Source organism: Oceanimonas smirnovii ATCC BAA-899 (genome assembly GCF_000381965.1).
In the GTDB taxonomy this organism is placed as follows: domain Bacteria; phylum Pseudomonadota; class Gammaproteobacteria; order Enterobacterales; family Aeromonadaceae; genus Oceanimonas; species Oceanimonas smirnovii.
On record NZ_KB908470.1, the window covers coordinates 1 to 17912 of the forward strand.

Genomic DNA, 17912 nt, shown 5'->3' on the forward strand with positions numbered 1-17912 from the left:
TTAATGCCTGGCGGCCATAGCGTTGTGGAACCACCTGATTCCATGCCGAACTCAGCAGTGAAACGCAACCGCGCCGATGATAGTGTGGCAGCTGCCATGTGAAAGTAGGTCACTGCCAGGCACCCAATTTAGTACTCTGACTATACAGCTTTTGCGGAGCGGTAGTTCAGTTGGTTAGAATACCGGCCTGTCACGCCGGGGGTCGCGGGTTCGAGTCCCGTCCGCTCCGCCATTACTCAAAACCCCAGCCGATTGGCTGGGGTTTTTTCGTCTTAATCAAAATTATCCCAGTACGGCGGGTTACTGAAGTATCCTTCCATAAAATCGATAAAGCATCTGACCTTGCTGGCCAGCAATTTACGGTGTGCATATACGGCATAAAGACCCATAGGCTCGGGCTCATGTTGCGGCAGCACAACTTTCAGCTTGCCTGCTGCAATGGCGGGGCCGCAAATAAAAGAGGGTTGAATGATAATACCGGCACCTTCTATGGCGGCGCTGACCAGTATTTCTCCATTATTGCTGAGCATGTCACCTGTTTGTTGATATCCAGCCGGTTGTAGCCACTCGTTGATAGAAAAACCGGTGTTGTCTTCCATATAGCTGTAGCGCAGATACCGATGATTTTTTAGTTCATCCGGACTGGAAGGAGTGCCGTGTTTTTCCAGGTAATCCGGAGCGGCGCACATGATCAGCCTGACCGGAGCTATCAGCTTGGCAATCATGGATGAGCTCTTTAAATGGCCGATGCGCAGCGCTATATCAAAGCCTTCTTCCACAATATCCACTTTTCGGTCGTTCAGTTGCAGGTCGATACTCACCGCCGGATGAGCGCGCTGAAAGCGACAGAGCAAAGGAGCCAGGTGCAGAGTAGCAAAGGATACCGGGGCACTGATGCGCAGTAGCCCCTGTGCATTTTGCTGCAGATCAGTAAGCTGGCTATCCATATCGTCAATATCATCCAGCACTAACTGGGCACGCTGGGCGTAACGGGATCCGGCTTCGGTAAGGTGTATCTTGCGGGTGGTGCGATTGAGCAAGCGTGCACCGAGGTGGTCTTCCAGGCGGGAAACATACTTGCTGACCAGCTGCGGTGACATATTCAGCCGCTCTGCTGCACGGGTAAAACTGCCTTCGGTGACCACGGTAACAAAGGCACGCATAGCATCAATACGGTCCATGGAAGCTCCTGACAAAGTAGACGTCTAATTATCAATGTTATGTTTATAATTAAGCAATATGAGCAGTATTAATCCCTTCAAAAAGAGATAGTAAAGTGTGCTTACTTCCTGAACATATACTTTCAGGCACACTCATTATTATCTTCATTTGAGGGCATTCCATGAAACGTTCATTAGCACAGAGCTTGTTCAGCAGTAACGGTGGTTATGCTTCATTGGTGCTGCGGATACCCGTCGGGCTGATCCTGGCTGCTCATGGGGCACAAAAGCTGTTTGGCTGGTTTGGTGGCCATGGTCTGGAAGGAACAGGGCAGTGGCTGGCAAGCATTGGTCTGACTCCCGGCTATCTGATGGCAATGCTGGCCGGCAGTGCCGAGTTTTTTGGTGGTATAGCGCTGCTACTGGGCTTGCTGACTCGTCCGGCAGCGCTGGTGTCTGCTTTTACTATGCTGGTGGCAATTTTTTCCGTACATATCGACAATGGCCTGTTTATGTCCAATAACGGCTACGAATATGCTCTGACATTATTGGCGGCGACACTTGCTCTGGCCATTCAGGGAGCGGGACGGCTCTCGCTGGACGACATAATACTGAAGCATTTCGAGCGTGCAGGAAACGGGTTGCGTACTGATGCATAATCATTCCCGGTCTAAACCCAGCAATATTCTCTTTATCTCTCACGGAGGCGGCCCTATGCCGCTGCTGGGAGATCCGGGCCATCAAGAGATGGTGTTTCAGCTCAAGACAATCGCCGGTGCCTTGCCCAGGCCCTCGGCCATACTGGTGATCAGTGCCCATTGGGAAGAGACGGTGCCAACCATTACTTCAGGAGCCAGCCCGTCTCTGATCTACGATTACTTCGGCTTTCCGCCGGAGTCCTATCTCATCGAGTATCCCTGCCCGGGTGAACCTGTGCTGGCGGTGCAGATCCACCAGGCGCTTGAGCAGGCAGGCATTACTGCCCGGCTCGATGAGCACCGGGGGTTTGATCACGGCCTGTTTGTTCCGCTTAAGCTCATGTATCCGGCGGCAGATATTCCGTGTGTTCAGTTGTCACTGGTCACTAGTCTGAATGCAGCTACGCACCTTGCTATCGGACGTGCGTTACAGGCTCTGGAGTGTGAAAATCTGCTGGTGATTGGATCTGGTTTCTCCTTCCATAATATGCGCGCTTTTTTCGCGGCTGATACACCGGACATTCAGGCCGGTAATGCGGCATTTGAATACTGGCTGAAAGAAACCTGCAGCAGTACTGACATAAAGGAGCCGGAACGTGCGGAGCGGCTGGTGCACTGGGAGCATGCGCCCTATGCCCGACTCTGTCACCCCCGGGAAGAGCATCTGCTGCCGCTGCACGTCTGCTACGGGCTGGCAGAAAAGCCCTGTAGTACTCATATTTCTGCGACGATCCTGGGCAAAAAGTCGGGCATTGTATATTGGGGGCCGGAATCTCTGGTTTGATCGTCTGTTTAAAGACCTGGCTGAAGCGTAAAAATTACTGTAAAACGTAAATGCAAATTAGTTTTAATTGCATTATAGTGTGGTTGCCTGGTTTTATCACATCAAATGCCATTAAATACTAACGGGTGAAAAATGAAAAAAGATAAGAAAATACAAAAGCTGACAGTAAGTGATTGTTACTCTGTCACACCTCATATGCAGCGCCTTGTATTTACAGTCGATGATATTACCCCTTTCACAGAGTGTAGTGCTGGCCAGTACATCAAACTTATGTTTACTCCACAGGGTAAAACCGATCTGTCTTTACTTGGTGAAGAAGAAAAGCCGGTATTACGAACTTACACCATCAGAAAATTCAGCCCGTTACATCAACAAATCACGGTAGATTTTGTCAAGCATCGGGATCTGCCAGAAAAAACATCCATATCGATTAACAGCGGCGGTTATGGTCATTACTTTGCCCAGCATGCAGCTATTGGTGATACCATTTTCATGGCAGGGCCCGGTATCATAAAGCCCATCAATATGGATGCAGACTGGTTTTTACTGGTTGCTGACATGGCAGCAATTCCTGCATTAAGCGTTGAAATAAACACCTTGCCTGAATGTGAAAAGGGCTATGTTGTATTAGCATTAACATCTGAAGATGATATGCCCGAAATAAATATTCCAGCAGGAATGAACTTGAAATTATGTATTAAAGGTGAAGAGGAATCACTGGCAAACACAGTAGAAAAACTTGAGTGGTTGCGTGGTCGTCCTTCAGTCTGGTGCGCATGTGAGTTTAATGTCATGAAGGCCATTCGCAGATATATCTCTGACCAGCATAATGTTGAACGTAGTAGATGTTACTTTAGTAGTTACTGGAAGGAAGGTGTTACCGAAGATGGCCACAAGGTATTGAAACGAGAAGATAACGACGCTTTTTATCGTTAAATAATACGGGTGACCTACCTACGTTGTTATAACACGCAACCTGGCTGCAGTAGCTCAGAATAGGAAATCATGAGCCATGACTGGCCAGCCTTCCCAGATAAGGCTGCAGCGAAAAGCCCAGCTGTTTGCTGAGCGCCCATTCCTGCTCTTTTAGTGCTTTGGCATTACCAGGAGCGGGGCTGGTGCCGGCAAATACCACCCAGTTGCCGCTGCTGAGCAGGCAGGAACGTACCTCGCAAAAGTGACGGTCCAGCAGTGCCATAAACTCGTCACTCTGATGACAGTCCCAGCAGTTCAGCACCAGCCAGCCGCCGGTTTTAAGCTGGTGTCGGCAGTTTTCGATAAACTCCGCCGAGAACTGCTCGCCTTCTGCATCATCAGCGTTATACAAGTCACTGAAGATCACATCCAGTTTTTTACCCTTGTACTCCCGCATAAAAGCAAAGGCATCGGCCTGATGCAGCTGCAGACGTTTGCCCTGAGGCAACTGAAAATAACGCTGAGCAGCCTCAACCACACCGGGGCGCAGTTCAACTACCTGCTGTTTCAAACCAGCCACGCCTGCATGCAGGCAACTGTTCAGGGTACCGGCACCCAGCCCCAGAGTCAGTGTCTGCCTGGGAGTATTAAATAACAGTACCAATAGCATGGCTCTTACATACTCCAGCTGTGGCACATGAGGTTCACTTCTGCTCCAGCTGCTCTGAGCATCCGGGCCGCCAAAGTTAAGGGTGCGTACACCGTCAGATTCCAGCACGCGAATTGGTCCGAATTCATCATGAGCAGTGAAAATTTCCTGCGGCATAGCTATCTCCCTGGCATAACAAAAAATAAAAAGCCCCGGCTGAGAGACCGGGGCCTGAAAAATACGGAAGGGTATTCAGTCCAGCAGCGCCTGCGCAATTTGCTGCCACTCATCTTTGGTGGAGCAATTGGGGCGTTTTTTACCGGCACGGCCATACCAGTAATCGGCATTCCACAGCACGCCTTCCACATGGTGCAGATAGGCATGAACCCAGGCAGAGGGCTGATCACTGTTATCGCGAATGCATTCGTGGGCATATTCCCACCGGTCGTTGGCATCCAGCCACAGTGCGGTGAGAGCATCAGACAGGCCGACCGGCGGCTGAGGCTGGTTAAGAGAAGCGTGAAAGGCCTTGAAGTTCATTGATGGCTCCCTGCAGGTTAACTGAAACTTTTGATAATGATCACAGTTTACCATAACGAAGCCGTCTAAAAACTCGCAAGCGGGCATCTGAATATTATTGAGTATTTACCATGGTGAACTCCTGGCCCAGCCGGCGAAAAGCATTCAGCACCAGACCATTATCCCGGACTTCCAGATAATGCAGGTTACCGTCGGCATTCAGCACCATGGTGAGCTGCTGGCCAGCCTGCAGCCGGCTTAGTGGCTTGTAAGAAGGCTCTGCCTGCACCAGGGCGATCAGCTCCTTGCCGGGCAGCTGCCAACTGCGGAACAGAGCGGATAGCGTTTCTCCGGGTGCCAGTGTGTGATCAATACGTTTGCCGCCAGTGGGCACATCTATCACCCGTTTGTCGGCATCACTCAAGGGCACCGCCAAGCGACCGGTAACAGGGGCATCCGGGGTTGCCGGAGCCGGTTGCCAGACAAACAACCCCAGCCAGGCGGGAAGCAGGATCAGCAGACCCGCCTTATGAACGCGAGGCAAGCGACCCAGAGCGTTCAGCAGCCGCCCCAGGCCTTTGCGGGCAGGCAGTGTAAATTGGTTAAAGCGCGCTCCCAAAGAGTGGCGCTGTTGATGTTTGGCGGCGCTTTTTGATCTGGACATAGTTTCCTCCCCTCGCGGCCACAAGTGTATCCAGCGCCCTGTAACTCCACAAGATAGCGGCACCGCTTCTTTACAAAAGCCGGCGTTGCAGACAGGGTGCTGCGACAAGGCGTTTCACCCCATGCCTTGCGGGTGCTAAAATAGCCGCCATTTCATTTTCAGCTCCTATTTAACCAAGGCAGACAGAATGACAGTTAAAACACGGTTCGCCCCCAGTCCAACCGGCTTTCTTCACGTAGGTGGTGCCCGCACCGCTCTGTATTCCTGGCTTTATGCCCGTCATCAGCAGGGCGAGTTTGTGCTGCGCATTGAAGACACGGATCTGGAGCGCTCCACCCAGGAAGCCATTGACGCCATTCTGGAAGGCATGAACTGGCTGGGCCTGAGCTGGGATGAGGGCCCCTATTACCAGACCAAGCGTTTTGACCGCTATAACCAGCTGATTGATCAGCTGCTGGAGCAAGGTAAGGCTTATAAGTGCTACTGCTCCAAAGAGCGGCTGGAAAGCCTGCGCGAGCAGCAAATGGCTGCCGGTGAAAAGCCCCGCTACGACGGCACCTGTCGTCATGGTGAGCACCAGCATGCTGCCGATGCGCCTTATGTTGTTCGTTTTGCCAACCCCACCGAAGGCAGTGTGGTCTTTGACGATCATGTACGCGGTCGCATAGAGATTGCCAACGATCAGCTGGATGATCTCATTATCCGCCGTACCGACGGCGCACCTACCTATAACTTCTGTGTGGTGGTAGACGACTGGGATATGGAAATTACCCATGTGGTACGCGGTGAAGATCACATCAACAACACACCGCGCCAGATCAATATCTATAAAGCGCTGGGTGCTCCTGTGCCGGAGTTTGCTCATGTGTCCATGATCCTGGGTGATGACGGTGCCAAGCTGTCCAAGCGCCATGGCGCGGTAAGCGTGATGCAGTATCGTGACGACGGTTATCTGCCTCAGGCCTTGCTGAACTATCTGGTGCGTCTGGGCTGGTCTCACGGCGATCAGGAGATCTTTACTCTTGATGAAATGATCTCGCTGTTCTCGCTCAATGCCATCAGCAAATCGGCGTCTGCCTTTAATACCGATAAGCTGCTGTGGCTGAACCAGCACTATATGAAAACCCTGCCTGCGGCAGAGGTGGCCGGTCATCTTGAATGGCACATGCAGGATCAGGGAATAGATATGACTCAAGGTCCGGCGCTGACCGACCTGATTGGCCTGTATGCCGAGCGTTGCCATACCCTGAAGGAGCTGGCCGGACAAAGCCGCTATTTGTTTGAAGACTTCAGCGAGTTTGATGCGGCGGCCGCCAAAAAGCACCTGCGCCCGGTAGCCGCCGAGCCGCTGCAGCTGGCCCGCACCAAACTGGCAGCCCTGACCGACTGGCAGGCGGCATCGATCCATGAAGTGATCAATGCGGTGGCGGCCGAGCTGGATCTTGGCATGGGCAAGGTAGGTATGCCGCTGCGGGTGGCGGTAACCGGTATTGGTCAGTCACCAGCCATTGATGGCGTGATGGCGCTGCTGAGCAAAGACAAGGTTCTGGCCCGCATCGACATGGCACTGGCCTTTATTGCCGAGCGTGCTCAAGGGTAATACATAGCTTGAAGCGAAAAGCCTGAAGCTGGAAGAAAAACGGCGTTGCCTGCAGGTAACGCCGTTTTCACAATCCTCAATCCTAAATTCCGCCAAAATGAATAATTACTGAACGCTTTGTTCAAAAATCATCTGCTTGCACTAATTTTTCTAATTGCCTGTTGACTCTGAACAGCGCTGTGCCTATTATGCGCCTCGCTCGCAGGGACAAGATTCCTGCAACGACTTGTGCGGGGCTATAGCTCAGCTGGGAGAGCGCTTGCATGGCATGCAAGAGGTCCGCGGTTCGATCCCGCGTAGCTCCACCAATCAAGTCAGAGCAGTTTCTGCCAAATGGGGTTATAGCTCAGCTGGGAGAGCGCTTGCATGGCATGCAAGAGGTCCGCGGTTCGATCCCGCGTAGCTCCACCAGGCGGCAGAAACAAACACCAGTGAAACAGCATTGTTTTGGGGCTATAGCTCAGCTGGGAGAGCGCTTGCATGGCATGCAAGAGGTCCGCGGTTCGATCCCGCGTAGCTCCACCAAAACAATCTGACCCAATTCGGGGCTATAGCTCAGCTGGGAGAGCGCTTGCATGGCATGCAAGAGGTCCGCGGTTCGATCCCGCGTAGCTCCACCAAATTTTAAAAAGCCGCAGTTATCATACTGCGGCTTTTTTCGTTCTGGCCTTTTTCCATTCAACTGCGCACAATAAAACAAACTCGTACGAGACTGTTTTTATGGAGCACTTCAATTCTATTTTTGAGCGCGCCTGCGCTCGTCACGGCGAAACCATGTTGCGCCGGCTTATCGCCACGCCTGCCCTCAGTGCCGGTGAACTGGCTGCCATTCCCGATGATCGCTGGCTGTCTTCCTTTACCATGAGCCTGTTTCAGTCGGGGTTTGTGTGGAAAGTGATCAGAGATAAGTGGCCGGACTTTGAGCGTGCCTTCTTTGGCTTTGATCCCAACAAGATGCTGCTGCTGGATGAACACCATCTGGAGCGGCTGAATAACGACGCCAGCATAGTGCGCCACGCGAAGAAGATTGCTGCTGTGCCGGTCAATGCTCAAATGGTGCTGGATTTAGGCCGTGATCACGGCGGCTTTGGTGCCTTTGTGGCCGCCTGGCCCAAAGACGATGTGGTAGGGCTGTGGCAGCACATTCGCAAGCACAGCAAACTGCTGGGCGGCAATATCGCCCCCTATGCCTTGCGCCGGCTGGGAGCAGAGACTTTTGTATTTACCGGTGATGTCAGCGCTTATCTGCAGCATCACGGTGTGGTGGATGCGGCGTTAAGCTCCAAAAAAGGCATGAACCAGGCCCAGGCCGCTTTTAACACCTGGCGCGAGCAAAGCGGCCTGAATTTAGGCGAAATCAGCAAGACCATCGCCTTTTCCATCGGTTAACGACAAGGGTTAAAGATAAGGCGCAAGAAACTCGTCTACTTGCTCGGCAATCAATGGCTGTGCCTCGGCAGTGGGATGAATACCGTCATCCATCATCATGCCGTTTTGGCCAATCAGCGGTGCCACAAAAAACGGCAGCAGAGGCACTTGCTGCTGCGTAGCTAGGCGGCTGAACAGGCTTTCAAACTGCTGCAGATAACGGCGGCCATAATTGGGTGGCAGCTGAATATCGGTCAGCACCACCCGGGCACCGGCGTTGTTGGCCAGCGTGATCAGCTGCGCAAGATTGCGTTCAATCAAATCCGGGGGCAGGCCGCGCAGGCCATCATTGCCACCCAGCTCCAGCAAGACCAGGCTGGGCTGATGGCGCTGCAGCAGAGGTGGCAACCGCTGCAGCCCCCCTTGAGTGGTATCGCCACTCACGCTGGCATTGATGACGGTGACATCACGTCCTTGCTGCTGCCATTTTTCAGCCAGCAAATGAGGCCAGGCCTGATCGGCACGCATGCGATAGCCGGCGCTCAGGCTGTCGCCAAGAATAAGCAGGGTATCGGCCAGCACGGCGGGCGACCCCAAAAAAACAAACAGCACAAGGATCCGTAGCATGACAACAGCATCTCCCATTATTCGTGTGGTGGATCTCGAGCACAGGGTGAGCCTGGGCGACGAGGACATTACCATCCTTAAAGGTGTTAATCTGGAAGTCAAGGCCGGACAGCGGCTGGCCCTGGTGGGCGCTTCCGGCTCGGGCAAGTCTACGCTGCTGGGATTGCTGGCGGGGCTGGACAGTGCCAGCCGCGGGCAAATTCATATTGCCGGTCAGCCCCTGCACCAGCTTGATGAAGAGCAGCGGGCGGCGCTCAGGGCCAGACACATCGGCTTTGTGTTTCAGTCGTTTTTGCTGCTGCCCACTTTAACCGCCCTGGAAAACGTCATGCTGCCGGCGGAGCTGAAGGGCGACAGTGGTAACCGCAAGCGGGCCATGGCGTTGCTGGAGCAGGTGGGTCTGGGTAACCGGGTGCGGCATTTTCCGGCTCAGCTGTCAGGTGGCGAGCAGCAGCGGGTCGCTATTGCCCGGGCCTTTATGACACAACCCGATATTCTGCTGGCAGATGAGCCTACCGGTAATCTAGATCAGCAAACCGGCGCCCGTATTATTGAGCTGTTGTTTGAGCTTAACCGCCAGCACGGCACCACCCTGGTGATTGTGACGCACGACGAATCTCTTGCCGTCCGCTGTGAGCGCCGTTTGCTGATGACCGCGGGTCAGCTGGAGGAGCAGCATGGCTAGTCTGGGATGGGGACTGATCAAACGGGAAATAGCCAGCGGCCCGCTGCGGCTGTTTGTGCTGGCGCTGGCCCTGTGTGTGGCCAGTATTCTCAGCGTCACTTTGGTGGCCGACCGGCTTAACGGTGCCCTGCAGGTATCAGGACGGGATTACATTGCCGCCGACAGAGTGCTGGCGGGCAGCCGGGCCGCCGAGTCTGAGTGGCTGAGCGAAGCCGAAGAACGTGGCCTGCAGGTGTCGCGGGGGCAATCGTTCAACAGTGTGCTGTTTGCCAATGAACAGCTGCAGCTGGCCAGCATCAGGGCGGTGGATAACGCGTTTCCGTTTTATGGCGATCTGGTGCTGGCACCGGCGGGCAAGGTTCGGCCTGGCAATATCTGGCTGTCGGCCCGGCTGCTGGCGTTGTTGCAGGTCAGCCCGGGAGACAGGGTGGAGCTGGGCAATCTTGAGCTGACCGTGGCCGGTGAGCTGGTGAGCGAGCCGGATCAGGGCTTTTCACCGTTTTTGCTGGCACCCAGAGCCCTGATGCATCTGGATGACGTGGCCGCCACCGGCATTTTTATGGAAGGCAGCCGCAGCCGTTACCGTTATCTGTTCAAGGGGGAAGACAACATCCTCAATGAATACGCTGACTGGCTGGAGCCACAATTGCAGCAAGGGCAGAACTGGCGCGGCCCCGACAATGCCGACACCCCCGTGGCCCGCTCCATTACCCGGGCTGAGCAGTTTTTTCGGCTGGCCTCACTGATTGGTGTGCTGCTGGGCATTCTGGCCATGGCCATTGCGCTGGGTTACTTCTCCCGCCGTGAGCAGGACCGCATTGCCTTGCTGAAAACCCTGGGAGCAGGGCGGCAGTCATTGCTGCGCTGGCTGGCGCGGCTGCTGAGCGGGCTGATGTTGCTGGGGGCAACACTTGGTGCTGCGGTGGGCTATGGCGTGCACCAGCTGATTTTGCTGGCGCTGGGGGATGCTCTGGCGGTGCCCTTGCCACCGCCTTCGCTCACGCCCTTCCTGGTGGCCGGCGGCCTGGCGTTGCTCACCACGGTTATGCTTTCTGTGGTGCCCATGCTGCGGCTGTTAAAAGTGCCGCCGCTCAGAGTGCTGCGCAACGAGGCCGAGGCATATATTTCACCCTGGCTCAGCGGCGGCATTCTGCTGGCAGGCACAGTGGTATTAAGCTGGCTGTTTGCCGGCAGTCTGGGCCTGGCCGCCGGTTTATTGCTTGGGCTGCTGGCGCTGGCGCTGTTGCTGGGCGGCTTGTGCCGGGGCTTGCTGGCACTGGCGCGTCTGCCCAAAGGCAGTGTGGCGTTCCGGCTGGCATTGAGCCGGCTTAATCGTGCCCGGCTGGCCACGCTGCTGCAGTTTGGTGGTGTGGCGATGGCGCTGTTTCTGGCCAGCCTGTTATGGGTAGTGCGCGGCGAGCTGACCGAGGGCTTTCTGGCCCGCCTGCCCGCCGACACTCATAACCGTTTTTTAATTAATATTGCCGATTATCAGCTGGATCCGGTACGTCAGATCCTGAACGATAACGGTCTGGCATCTTCTCGTTTTTATCCCATCGTACGCGGGCGGCTGGTGCAGGTGAACGGTGTGCCGGTGGCTGAAATCAACAGCGAGCGCGGCGGTGGTCTGGGCCGGGAGCTGAACCTGACCTGGAGTGACCAAATACCCGAAGGTAACCGCATTGTCAGCGGACAGTGGTCACAGGCTGAAGGTGGTGTTTCGGTAGAAAGCGACCTGGCCGAGCGGCTGGGGCTGATGCTGGGAGATACCCTCAGACTGGATCTGGCCGGCCAGCAGGTATCCGCTGAAGTACGCAATATTCGCGAAGTAGACTGGGACAGCATGAAACCCAACTTCTATCTGGTGCTCAGCCCCGACGTACTGGCGGATTATCCCGCCGCCTGGATGGCGAGTTTTTATCTGCCCGAGCGCCAGAAAGCGGTGGAAGTAGAGCTGATCCGTGCCTTTCCCACCATGACAGTGTTTGATGTGGAAGCTCTGCTGCAGCAGCTGCGCACCATACTGGCGCAGGTGAGTCAGGCGCTGCTGGTCATCATGGCGCTGGTGACCGGTGCCAGCCTGCTGGTGCTGCTGGCGCAGGTGGAAGCTACCCTGGAAAGCCGCCGCCGCGAGCTGGTATTGCTGCGCACGCTGGGGGCCAGCAACCGGGTGATTCGTGCCTCATTACGCTGGGAGTGGCTGGGGGCGGGTCTGGTGGCCGGGCTGGCGGCGGCGCTGGCGGTAGAGCTATGTGTGGCTGTGCTGCTGCCCTGGTGGCTTGATCTGCCCTGGCAGCCTCATCCGCGCTTATGGCTGGCGCTGCCGGGGCTGGGAGCCGTGCTTTTGCTGATCACCGGCCGCGCCGGCGGCCTGCTCAGCGGCACCCTGATGAACCGGCTGCGGCAATGGGGGTGACCCTGCGGGGAACTGTAAGTCGGAAGCTGGAAGTTTAAATCAAAACATTGTCACTCCGGTACTGAACCAAGTTCAGCATGACGGACCCGGAGTCTAAGTCAGAAACACAGTTATCTGCAGAAAGATTCCGGCTCGAAGGCCGGAATGACCAGTGTTTGGGGCCGGAGTGATGTTGGTTTTAACCTACCGCCTTGGCGCACTCAGGGTTTCTTTCAGCGCCTTGTCGAGGGTGGGGTAACGAAAATGAAAGCCGGCCTGTTGCAGCCGTACCGGCATCACCCGCTGGCCGGTCAGCAGCAGATCGGCCATTTCACCAAACAGCAGCTTCATGGCCCAGGCGGGAATGCGGGCAAAATGGGGCTTGCTCAGGTTCGCGGCCAGACTTTTACTGAACTGGGCATTGGTCACCGGCTCGGGAGCAGTGGCATTAAACGCACCGCGACACTCCTCGTGCTCCAGCAAAAACAAAATCAGGTTCACCACATCTTCAATGTGGATCCACGACATATACTGTTTGCCCGAGCCAATGGGGCCACCCATACCAAAACGATAGCTGGGCAGCATTTTGGCCAGCGCGCCTCCTTCGGCACCCAGCACCACGCCCAGACGAATACAACAGACCCGGGTCTGCTCGGTGTCTGCCCGTCTGGCCAGCTCTTCCCATCTGGCACAGACGTCATGGCTGAACTCGGGATGAGGGTGAGTGTCTTCGTCCACCAGGGTGTCGCCCTGGCGGCCGTAAAAGCCCACTGCCGAACCGCTGATCAGCACTCCGGGCGGATTGCTGCCGGCGCGTAGTTTTTCTACCAGCTGCTCGGTAATTTGCCAGCGGCTTTGACAAATGCGCTCTTTCTGCGCCGGACTCCAGCGCTTGTCGGCAATGGGCTCCCCGGCCAGGTTAATAACCGCATCAAAGCGGTCGAGATCGGGCAAATCATCAAGAGAAGAGAGGGCTTCAATATCGTGCCCCAAACGTTGATACACCTTATTGGGTGAACGGCTCAGCACCGACACCTGATGGTGCGGACGCAGGTGGCTCATCAGGCGGCTGCCTACAAAGCCGGTTCCTCCGGTAAGCAGTATCTTCATCACAGGCTCCTTCAAAAGGCGGGGCCGGCAGGCCCCGCAAAGACAAGGTTATCCACATTATCTGTGAGTAAGTCTGTAGATTATCTTGCCTGATAAGGATAGTTCTTTGATCTTTATAAAAAAATCAAAGACGCACAGGGATCCGTCAGGATCACTTCAGTGCGGCCAGAGCGCCGTCATAGTCGGGCTCGTTGGTCAGTTCGGGCACACGCTCAACGTGAGTGACCTTGCCGTCTTCGTCAATACATACCACGGCACGGGCAGACAGACCACGCAGGGCACCGTCGCTCAGGGCCACGCCATAGTCGGCCAGAAAATCAGTGTGACGGAAGGCTGAAGCCACCTGTACGTTTTCCAGACCTTCGGCAGCACAGAAGCGGCTGGCGGCAAAAGGCAGATCCATGGACACACACAGCACCTGAGTGTTGTTCAGGCCGGCGGCCTTTTCGTTAAAGGTGCGCACGCTGGTGGCGCACACACCGGTGTCGATGCTGGGGAAGATGTTCAGCAGCACTTTTTTGCCTTTGAAGTCACCCAGCTTGATATCGCTCAAATCGGCACCGGTCAGGGTGAAGTCGGGGGCCGCCTGGCCAACGGTGGGCAGCTGGCCGGAAACGGCAACGGAATTACCCTGAAAAGTTACGGAAGACATTGAGACTCTCCTGATGATTGCGGGTTGTTGGTGATTAGTTATCAGTATGAGTGACTAAGGTAGCAGTTTTCCTGTGCTGAAACAGCTTTTTATCCACCTGATAACGCCCCTGTTTATGTAGGGTTATGACCCTCGTCAACGCTTTTGTCATCCTTTGTTAGTAGAGTGGTCAAATGACTCTTTCATTTCAGGGAAATACGGTGCGTACTCTTCATCTGGATGTGGCCATTATCGGGGCTGGCGGGGCCGGGCTGCGGGCGGCCATTGCCGCCGCCGAAGCCAACCCGGCCCTTAACATCGGGCTGTTGTCCAAGGTCTATCCCATGCGCTCGCACACTGTGGCGGCGGAAGGCGGCGCTGCCGCTGTGGTGCGTGACGACGACAGCCTGCAACAGCACTTTGACGACACCGTCTCGGGCGGAGACTGGCTGTGCGAGCAGGACGTGGTGGCGTTCTTTGTGGAACGCTGCCCGGAAGAAATGACGCGCATGGAGCACTGGGGCTGCCCCTGGAGCCGCAAACCCGACGGCAGCGTTAATGTGCGCCGTTTTGGCGGCATGAAGGTAGAGCGCACCTGGTTTGCCGCCGATAAAACCGGCTTTCATATGCTGCACACCCTGTTTCAGACCTCAATCAAATACTCGCAAATTCAGCGCTTTGACGAGTTCTTTGTGCTTGACCTGCTGGTAGAAGAAGGCCGGGTGCGCGGGCTGGTGGCGCTGCACCTGGCCGAAGGGGAGCCGGTGCTGATTCGTGCCAATGCGGTGGTGATGGCCACCGGCGGCGGTGCCCGCGTGTTTCGCTATAACACCAACGGCGGCATTGTCACCGGCGACGGCATGGCCATGGCGTATCGTCATGGGGCCGCGCTGCGGGACATGGAGTTTGTGCAATACCATCCCACCGGCCTGCCCGGCTCCGGCATATTAATGACCGAAGGCTGCCGGGGGGAGGGCGGTGTGCTGCTCAATCGCCACGGCTACCGCTATTTGCAGGACTATGGCCTGGGGCCGGAACCCCCCCTGGGTGAGCCCAAAAACAAGCACATGGAGCTGGGTCCGCGAGACAAAGTCTCTCAGGCGTTCTGGCACGAGCTGCAACAGGGTAACACCATTACCCATGCGCTGGGCGAGGTGGTACACCTCGATCTGCGCCATCTCGGTGAGCAAAAAATCAAAGAGCGACTGCCCTTTATTCGTGAGCTGGCCAAGGCTTATGTGAATGTGGATCCGGTGCATGAGCCCATTCCCATTCGGCCCACGGCTCACTACACCATGGGCGGCATAGAGGTCGATAAACATAGTCATTCGGCAATTTATGGCCTGTTTGCCGCCGGCGAATGCGCGTCCAGCGGCATTCATGGTGCCAACCGGCTTGGCTCCAACTCGCTGGCAGAGCTGCTGGTATTTGGCCGTGAAGCCGGCGAAGGGGCGGCCCGGCTGGCGGCCGAAAACGGCGGCGGCAATGACGCAGCCATACAAGAGCAGGCCCGTGCCGTGGTGGCTGGGCTGGACAAGCTCAGAGGCCAGCGCGGCACAGAGCGGCTGGCAGACATTCGCAACGAGCTGGGCCGGGTAATGGAAGACGGCTGTGGCATTTACCGGGACGCCACCGGCATGCAGGCAGCGGTGAACAAAGTCGGCGAGCTGAAAGCCCGCTATCAGCACCTTAACCTGACCGACAGCAGCTGGGTGTTTAACACCGAGCTGGTCTCGGCGGTGGAGCTGGGCTTTTGCCTGGATGTGGCCGAGGCCATGGCCCACAGCGCGCTGGCGCGCACAGAGTCGCGCGGGGCGCACCAGCGGCTGGATGACCCTTGCCGCGAGCGCAACGATGAGCAATTTCTCAAGCATACTCAGGCCTTTTATCAGGCTGGTGCCGCGCCGCGCATTGATTACAGCCCGGTCAGGATCACTATATCGTCGCCCGCAAAACGAGTGTACGGTGCCGCTGCCGAGCAGGAGAAAACACAGTGAGCCAACTGAAAACCCTGAACATATTGCGTTATCAGCCCGAGCAGGACGAGGCACCGCATTTTGAGCCGTTTCAAGTGCCCTGGGACGACACTACCTCGGTGCTGGATGCGCTCAACTACATCAAGGACGAGCTCGATGCCAGCCTCAGTTATCGCTGGTCCTGCCGCATGGCCATCTGCGGCTCCTGTGGCTTTATGATCAACGGCGTGCCAACGCTCGGCTGCAAAACCTTTTTGCGCGACTTTGACGAGCTGACCATAGCGCCGCTGGAGCACTACCCCATAGAGCGGGATCTGGTGGTGGATATGGCGCCCTTTGTGGAGCGGCTGGAAGCGGTCAAGCCCTACATTATCGGCAACGAGCGCAAGGTGGAAGACGGCCCCAATGTGCAGACCCCGGCCGAGATGAGCGCCTATCATGCGCTGTCTCAGTGCATTAACTGCGGCCTCTGTTATGCCGCCTGCCCGCAGGTGGGACTGCGTCCGGGCTTTGTGGGGCCGGCCGCCATCGCGCTGGCCCGCCGTTATAACCTGGACAGCCGGGATAACGGCAAGAAAGAGCGCATGGCGCTGCTGAACGGTGAAGACGGCGTCTGGGGTTGCACCTTTGTGGGGTACTGCTCGGAAGTGTGCCCCAAAGAGGTAGACCCGGCGGCGGCAGTAAACCAGGGCAAAATCGACTCCGGCATCAGCTATCTGCTGGCGGCCTTAAGGCGGGAATAAGGAGCAGTTATGAGTGCACGCAAACCCTATCACAGACCCATGCCGGCAGGCTGGTGGCGGCAAAAGGCCCCTTACCGGCTGTATATGCTGCGGGAAGCCACGGTATTGCCCTTAACCTTTTTCTGCCTCTGTCTGCTGGCGGGATTATGGTCGCTGGGGCAGGGCGCTGCAGCCTGGGAAAGCTGGCTGGGCTTTATGGCCAGTCCGCTGGTGCTGGCGCTGAATGCTCTGGCGCTGGCGGCCAGCTTGTTTCACGCCGCTACCTTTTTTCTGATGATGCCCAGAGTCATGCCGGTAAAACTGGCGGGCAAGCCGCTGCCGGTGATCAAGGTGGCGCTGGTGCAGTGGGCCATCACGGCGGGCATCAGTCTGTTTGCGCTGTTGTGGTTGCTGGAGGTGATATGAAACCCATCAATTCAAACCCCAAACGCTCGGAAGAGCCCATCTGGTGGAGCCTGTTCGGTGCCGGCGGCAGCTGGTTTGCCATGCTCACCCCCGTTACTGTGCTGCTGGTGGGTATTCTGGTACCGCTTGGGATAATAGACGCCAGCACGCTCAGCTATGAACGCATGCAGGGAGTGGCGGCCGGCTGGCTGGGCAAGGCAGTGATTGCCGGCTCCATTATTTTGCCGCTGTGGCATGCCATGCACCGCATTCACCATGGCATTCACGACCTGGGTGTAAACGCCGGCCTGGCCGGCAAGGTGGTGTGCTACAGCTTTGCGGCGCTGGTGTCGGTGGTCACTCTGGGATTGCTGGTGTTGTAGAAAAATTCCGGCTCGAAGGCCGGAATGACGGCAAGAAGTCACAGCTCGCGAATAAACGACTTATCCAGCTGCTTAAAAGCGGTGTTCAGGGTCTCGCCCAGCTCAAAGTAGCGGGGGCGGGACACAGGATCACTGATGCGGCCGCCGGCAGCAGTTATTTTCTCATGGATCTGCAGATACCATTCTCTGAGTGACGGCGGTAACCGGGTATCGGCCCGCTTGCCCAGCCAGTAATAACCCTGCATGGGCAGGCTGGCCAGGAACAACGCCGAAGCGACCACGCTTGGCCAGTAGTGGGGGGCACCAAACTGAAACTGCAGCATCAGGCTGAGAGTGATAAGCGCCGGCATGGTTTTAATACCAAAGCGGGTAGCAGCAATAATCCGGCTTTCCGGGAACATGGCGGCCAGCCTGCGTTCCTGGGGCCAGATAGTCGAATACTCCTGACCACGATGTAGAGTGCGAGTAAAGGGACTCATAAGTCCTCCGGCAACAACGATTCAGTGTAGCTAAGTTGCAAAACAACGACTCAGGTCAAAAAAACAGCGACAACTGTCAGTTATTTTACCACAGACAAAAGGTTAATATTTTCCATCATGGCTGCCGGCTACAATGCCTGCC

At 56.2% G+C, this 17912-nt stretch carries 19 protein-coding genes, 5 tRNA genes and 1 rRNA gene; 17 read left to right on the forward strand and 8 right to left on the reverse strand.

Annotation, left to right across the window (positions count from 1 at the left end; genetic code table 11):
• The first annotated feature begins 6 nt into the window (after positions 1-6).
• Together rrf and G364_RS0114545 are read left to right on the forward strand one after the other, a co-directional pair.
• A 5S ribosomal RNA gene (gene rrf, locus G364_RS0114540) occupies positions 7-121 on the forward strand.
• Between the two features lie 34 nt (positions 122-155).
• A tRNA-Asp gene (locus G364_RS0114545) sits at positions 156-232 on the forward strand.
• Positions 233-272: 40 nt separating this feature from the next.
• Here the strand turns inward: G364_RS0114545 and G364_RS0114550 are convergent.
• Positions 273-1181, reverse strand: a complete 909-nt coding sequence (locus G364_RS0114550; protein ID WP_019935874.1) for a LysR family transcriptional regulator — start codon at positions 1179-1181, stop codon at positions 273-275.
• Between the two features lie 161 nt (positions 1182-1342).
• Here G364_RS0114550 and G364_RS0114555 point away from each other — a divergent pair, with 161 nt between their 5' ends.
• The 3 genes from G364_RS0114555 to G364_RS0114565 all read left to right on the forward strand — a co-directional run bounded on the left by G364_RS0114555 (position 1343) and on the right by G364_RS0114565 (position 3578).
• Positions 1343-1819, forward strand: coding sequence for a DoxX family protein (locus G364_RS0114555; protein ID WP_019935875.1), 477 nt, complete (start codon positions 1343-1345; stop codon positions 1817-1819).
• A 55-nt stretch (positions 1820-1874) separates the two neighbouring features.
• Positions 1875-2642: a DODA-type extradiol aromatic ring-opening family dioxygenase gene (locus G364_RS0114560; RefSeq protein WP_019935876.1), complete on the forward strand. Its 768-nt coding sequence runs from the start codon at positions 1875-1877 to the stop codon at positions 2640-2642.
• Between the two features lie 132 nt (positions 2643-2774).
• Complete coding sequence (locus G364_RS0114565; protein WP_019935877.1) at positions 2775-3578, forward strand: siderophore-interacting protein; 804 nt, start codon at positions 2775-2777, stop codon at positions 3576-3578.
• 67 nt (positions 3579-3645) lie between these two features.
• Here G364_RS0114565 and G364_RS0114570 read toward each other — a convergent pair whose 3' ends face one another.
• From G364_RS0114570 to G364_RS0114580, 3 genes are all read right to left on the reverse strand, one after another.
• On the reverse strand, positions 3646-4383 hold the full coding sequence (locus G364_RS0114570; RefSeq protein ID WP_019935878.1) for a spermidine synthase: 738 nt from the start codon (positions 4381-4383) through the stop codon (positions 3646-3648).
• Between the two features lie 75 nt (positions 4384-4458).
• Positions 4459-4746, reverse strand: coding sequence for a hypothetical protein (locus G364_RS0114575; RefSeq protein ID WP_019935879.1), 288 nt, complete (start codon positions 4744-4746; stop codon positions 4459-4461).
• A gap of 94 nt (positions 4747-4840) precedes the next feature.
• Positions 4841-5389 carry a LysM-like peptidoglycan-binding domain-containing protein gene (locus G364_RS0114580; RefSeq protein WP_019935880.1) on the reverse strand — a complete coding sequence of 183 codons (549 nt, stop codon included), beginning with the start codon at positions 5387-5389 and terminating at the stop codon, positions 4841-4843.
• Between the two features lie 187 nt (positions 5390-5576).
• On the opposite strand from G364_RS0114580, the gene gltX reads away from it, so the two are divergent.
• From gltX to G364_RS0114610, 6 genes are all read left to right on the forward strand, one after another.
• The gene (gltX, locus tag G364_RS0114585) at positions 5577-6989 is read left to right on the forward strand and encodes a glutamate--tRNA ligase (protein ID WP_019935881.1); all 1413 of its coding nucleotides are present in this window, start codon (positions 5577-5579) and stop codon (positions 6987-6989) included.
• A gap of 232 nt (positions 6990-7221) precedes the next feature.
• Positions 7222-7297 (forward strand) — tRNA-Ala (locus tag G364_RS0114590).
• A gap of 27 nt (positions 7298-7324) precedes the next feature.
• Positions 7325-7400 (forward strand) — tRNA-Ala (locus G364_RS0114595).
• Between the two features lie 38 nt (positions 7401-7438).
• Positions 7439-7514, forward strand: a tRNA-Ala gene (locus tag G364_RS0114600).
• 19 nt (positions 7515-7533) lie between these two features.
• Positions 7534-7609: transfer RNA gene (locus G364_RS0114605), tRNA-Ala, on the forward strand.
• Positions 7610-7709: 100 nt separating this feature from the next.
• A complete protein-coding gene (locus G364_RS0114610) occupies positions 7710-8378 on the forward strand; it encodes a DNA-3-methyladenine glycosylase I (protein ID WP_019935882.1) in 669 nt (222 codons plus the stop codon).
• Between the two features lie 9 nt (positions 8379-8387).
• Here G364_RS0114610 and G364_RS0114615 read toward each other — a convergent pair whose 3' ends face one another.
• Positions 8388-8984: an arylesterase gene (locus G364_RS0114615; RefSeq protein ID WP_026344930.1), complete on the reverse strand. Its 597-nt coding sequence runs from the start codon at positions 8982-8984 to the stop codon at positions 8388-8390.
• Between G364_RS0114615 and G364_RS0114620 the strand changes: the two genes are divergently transcribed.
• Positions 8983-9669 carry an ABC transporter ATP-binding protein gene (locus G364_RS0114620; protein ID WP_019935884.1) on the forward strand — a complete coding sequence of 229 codons (687 nt, stop codon included), beginning with the start codon at positions 8983-8985 and terminating at the stop codon, positions 9667-9669. The two genes, G364_RS0114615 and G364_RS0114620, sit on opposite strands and share 2 nt — an antisense overlap.
• Positions 9662-12085 carry an ABC transporter permease gene (locus tag G364_RS0114625; protein ID WP_019935885.1) on the forward strand — a complete coding sequence of 808 codons (2424 nt, stop codon included), beginning with the start codon at positions 9662-9664 and terminating at the stop codon, positions 12083-12085. The genes G364_RS0114620 and G364_RS0114625 overlap by 8 nt, the downstream gene beginning before the upstream one ends.
• 183 nt (positions 12086-12268) lie before the next feature.
• On the opposite strand, the gene G364_RS0114630 is transcribed toward G364_RS0114625, so the two are convergent.
• Positions 12269-13174 (reverse strand): TIGR01777 family oxidoreductase, encoded by a 906-nt coding sequence (locus G364_RS0114630; RefSeq protein WP_019935886.1) that lies wholly within the window; start codon positions 13172-13174, stop codon positions 12269-12271.
• Between the two features lie 151 nt (positions 13175-13325).
• Entirely contained in the window at positions 13326-13826 is a 501-nt protein-coding gene (gene tpx, locus G364_RS0114635; RefSeq protein ID WP_019935887.1) for a thiol peroxidase, read from the reverse strand.
• Between the two features lie 200 nt (positions 13827-14026).
• Between tpx and frdA the strand changes: the two genes are divergently transcribed.
• Genes frdA through frdD form a run of 4 tightly spaced genes read left to right on the forward strand, consistent with a single transcriptional unit; the run spans position 14027 to position 17291 of the window.
• Positions 14027-15802, forward strand: a complete 1776-nt coding sequence (gene frdA / locus G364_RS0114640) for a fumarate reductase (quinol) flavoprotein subunit (protein WP_019935888.1) — start codon at positions 14027-14029, stop codon at positions 15800-15802.
• Positions 15799-16524 (forward strand): succinate dehydrogenase/fumarate reductase iron-sulfur subunit, encoded by a 726-nt coding sequence (locus G364_RS0114645; protein WP_019935889.1) that lies wholly within the window; start codon positions 15799-15801, stop codon positions 16522-16524. The genes frdA and G364_RS0114645 overlap by 4 nt, the downstream gene beginning before the upstream one ends.
• 9 nt (positions 16525-16533) lie before the next feature.
• Positions 16534-16929: a fumarate reductase subunit C gene (locus G364_RS0114650; protein WP_019935890.1), complete on the forward strand. Its 396-nt coding sequence runs from the start codon at positions 16534-16536 to the stop codon at positions 16927-16929.
• Entirely contained in the window at positions 16926-17291 is a 366-nt protein-coding gene (gene frdD / locus G364_RS0114655) for a fumarate reductase subunit FrdD (protein ID WP_019935891.1), read from the forward strand. The genes G364_RS0114650 and frdD overlap by 4 nt, the downstream gene beginning before the upstream one ends.
• A gap of 38 nt (positions 17292-17329) precedes the next feature.
• On the opposite strand, the gene yfbV is transcribed toward frdD, so the two are convergent.
• A complete protein-coding gene (gene yfbV, locus G364_RS0114660; protein WP_026344931.1) occupies positions 17330-17770 on the reverse strand; it encodes a terminus macrodomain insulation protein YfbV in 441 nt (146 codons plus the stop codon).
• Positions 17771-17912: the final 142 nt, after the last annotated feature.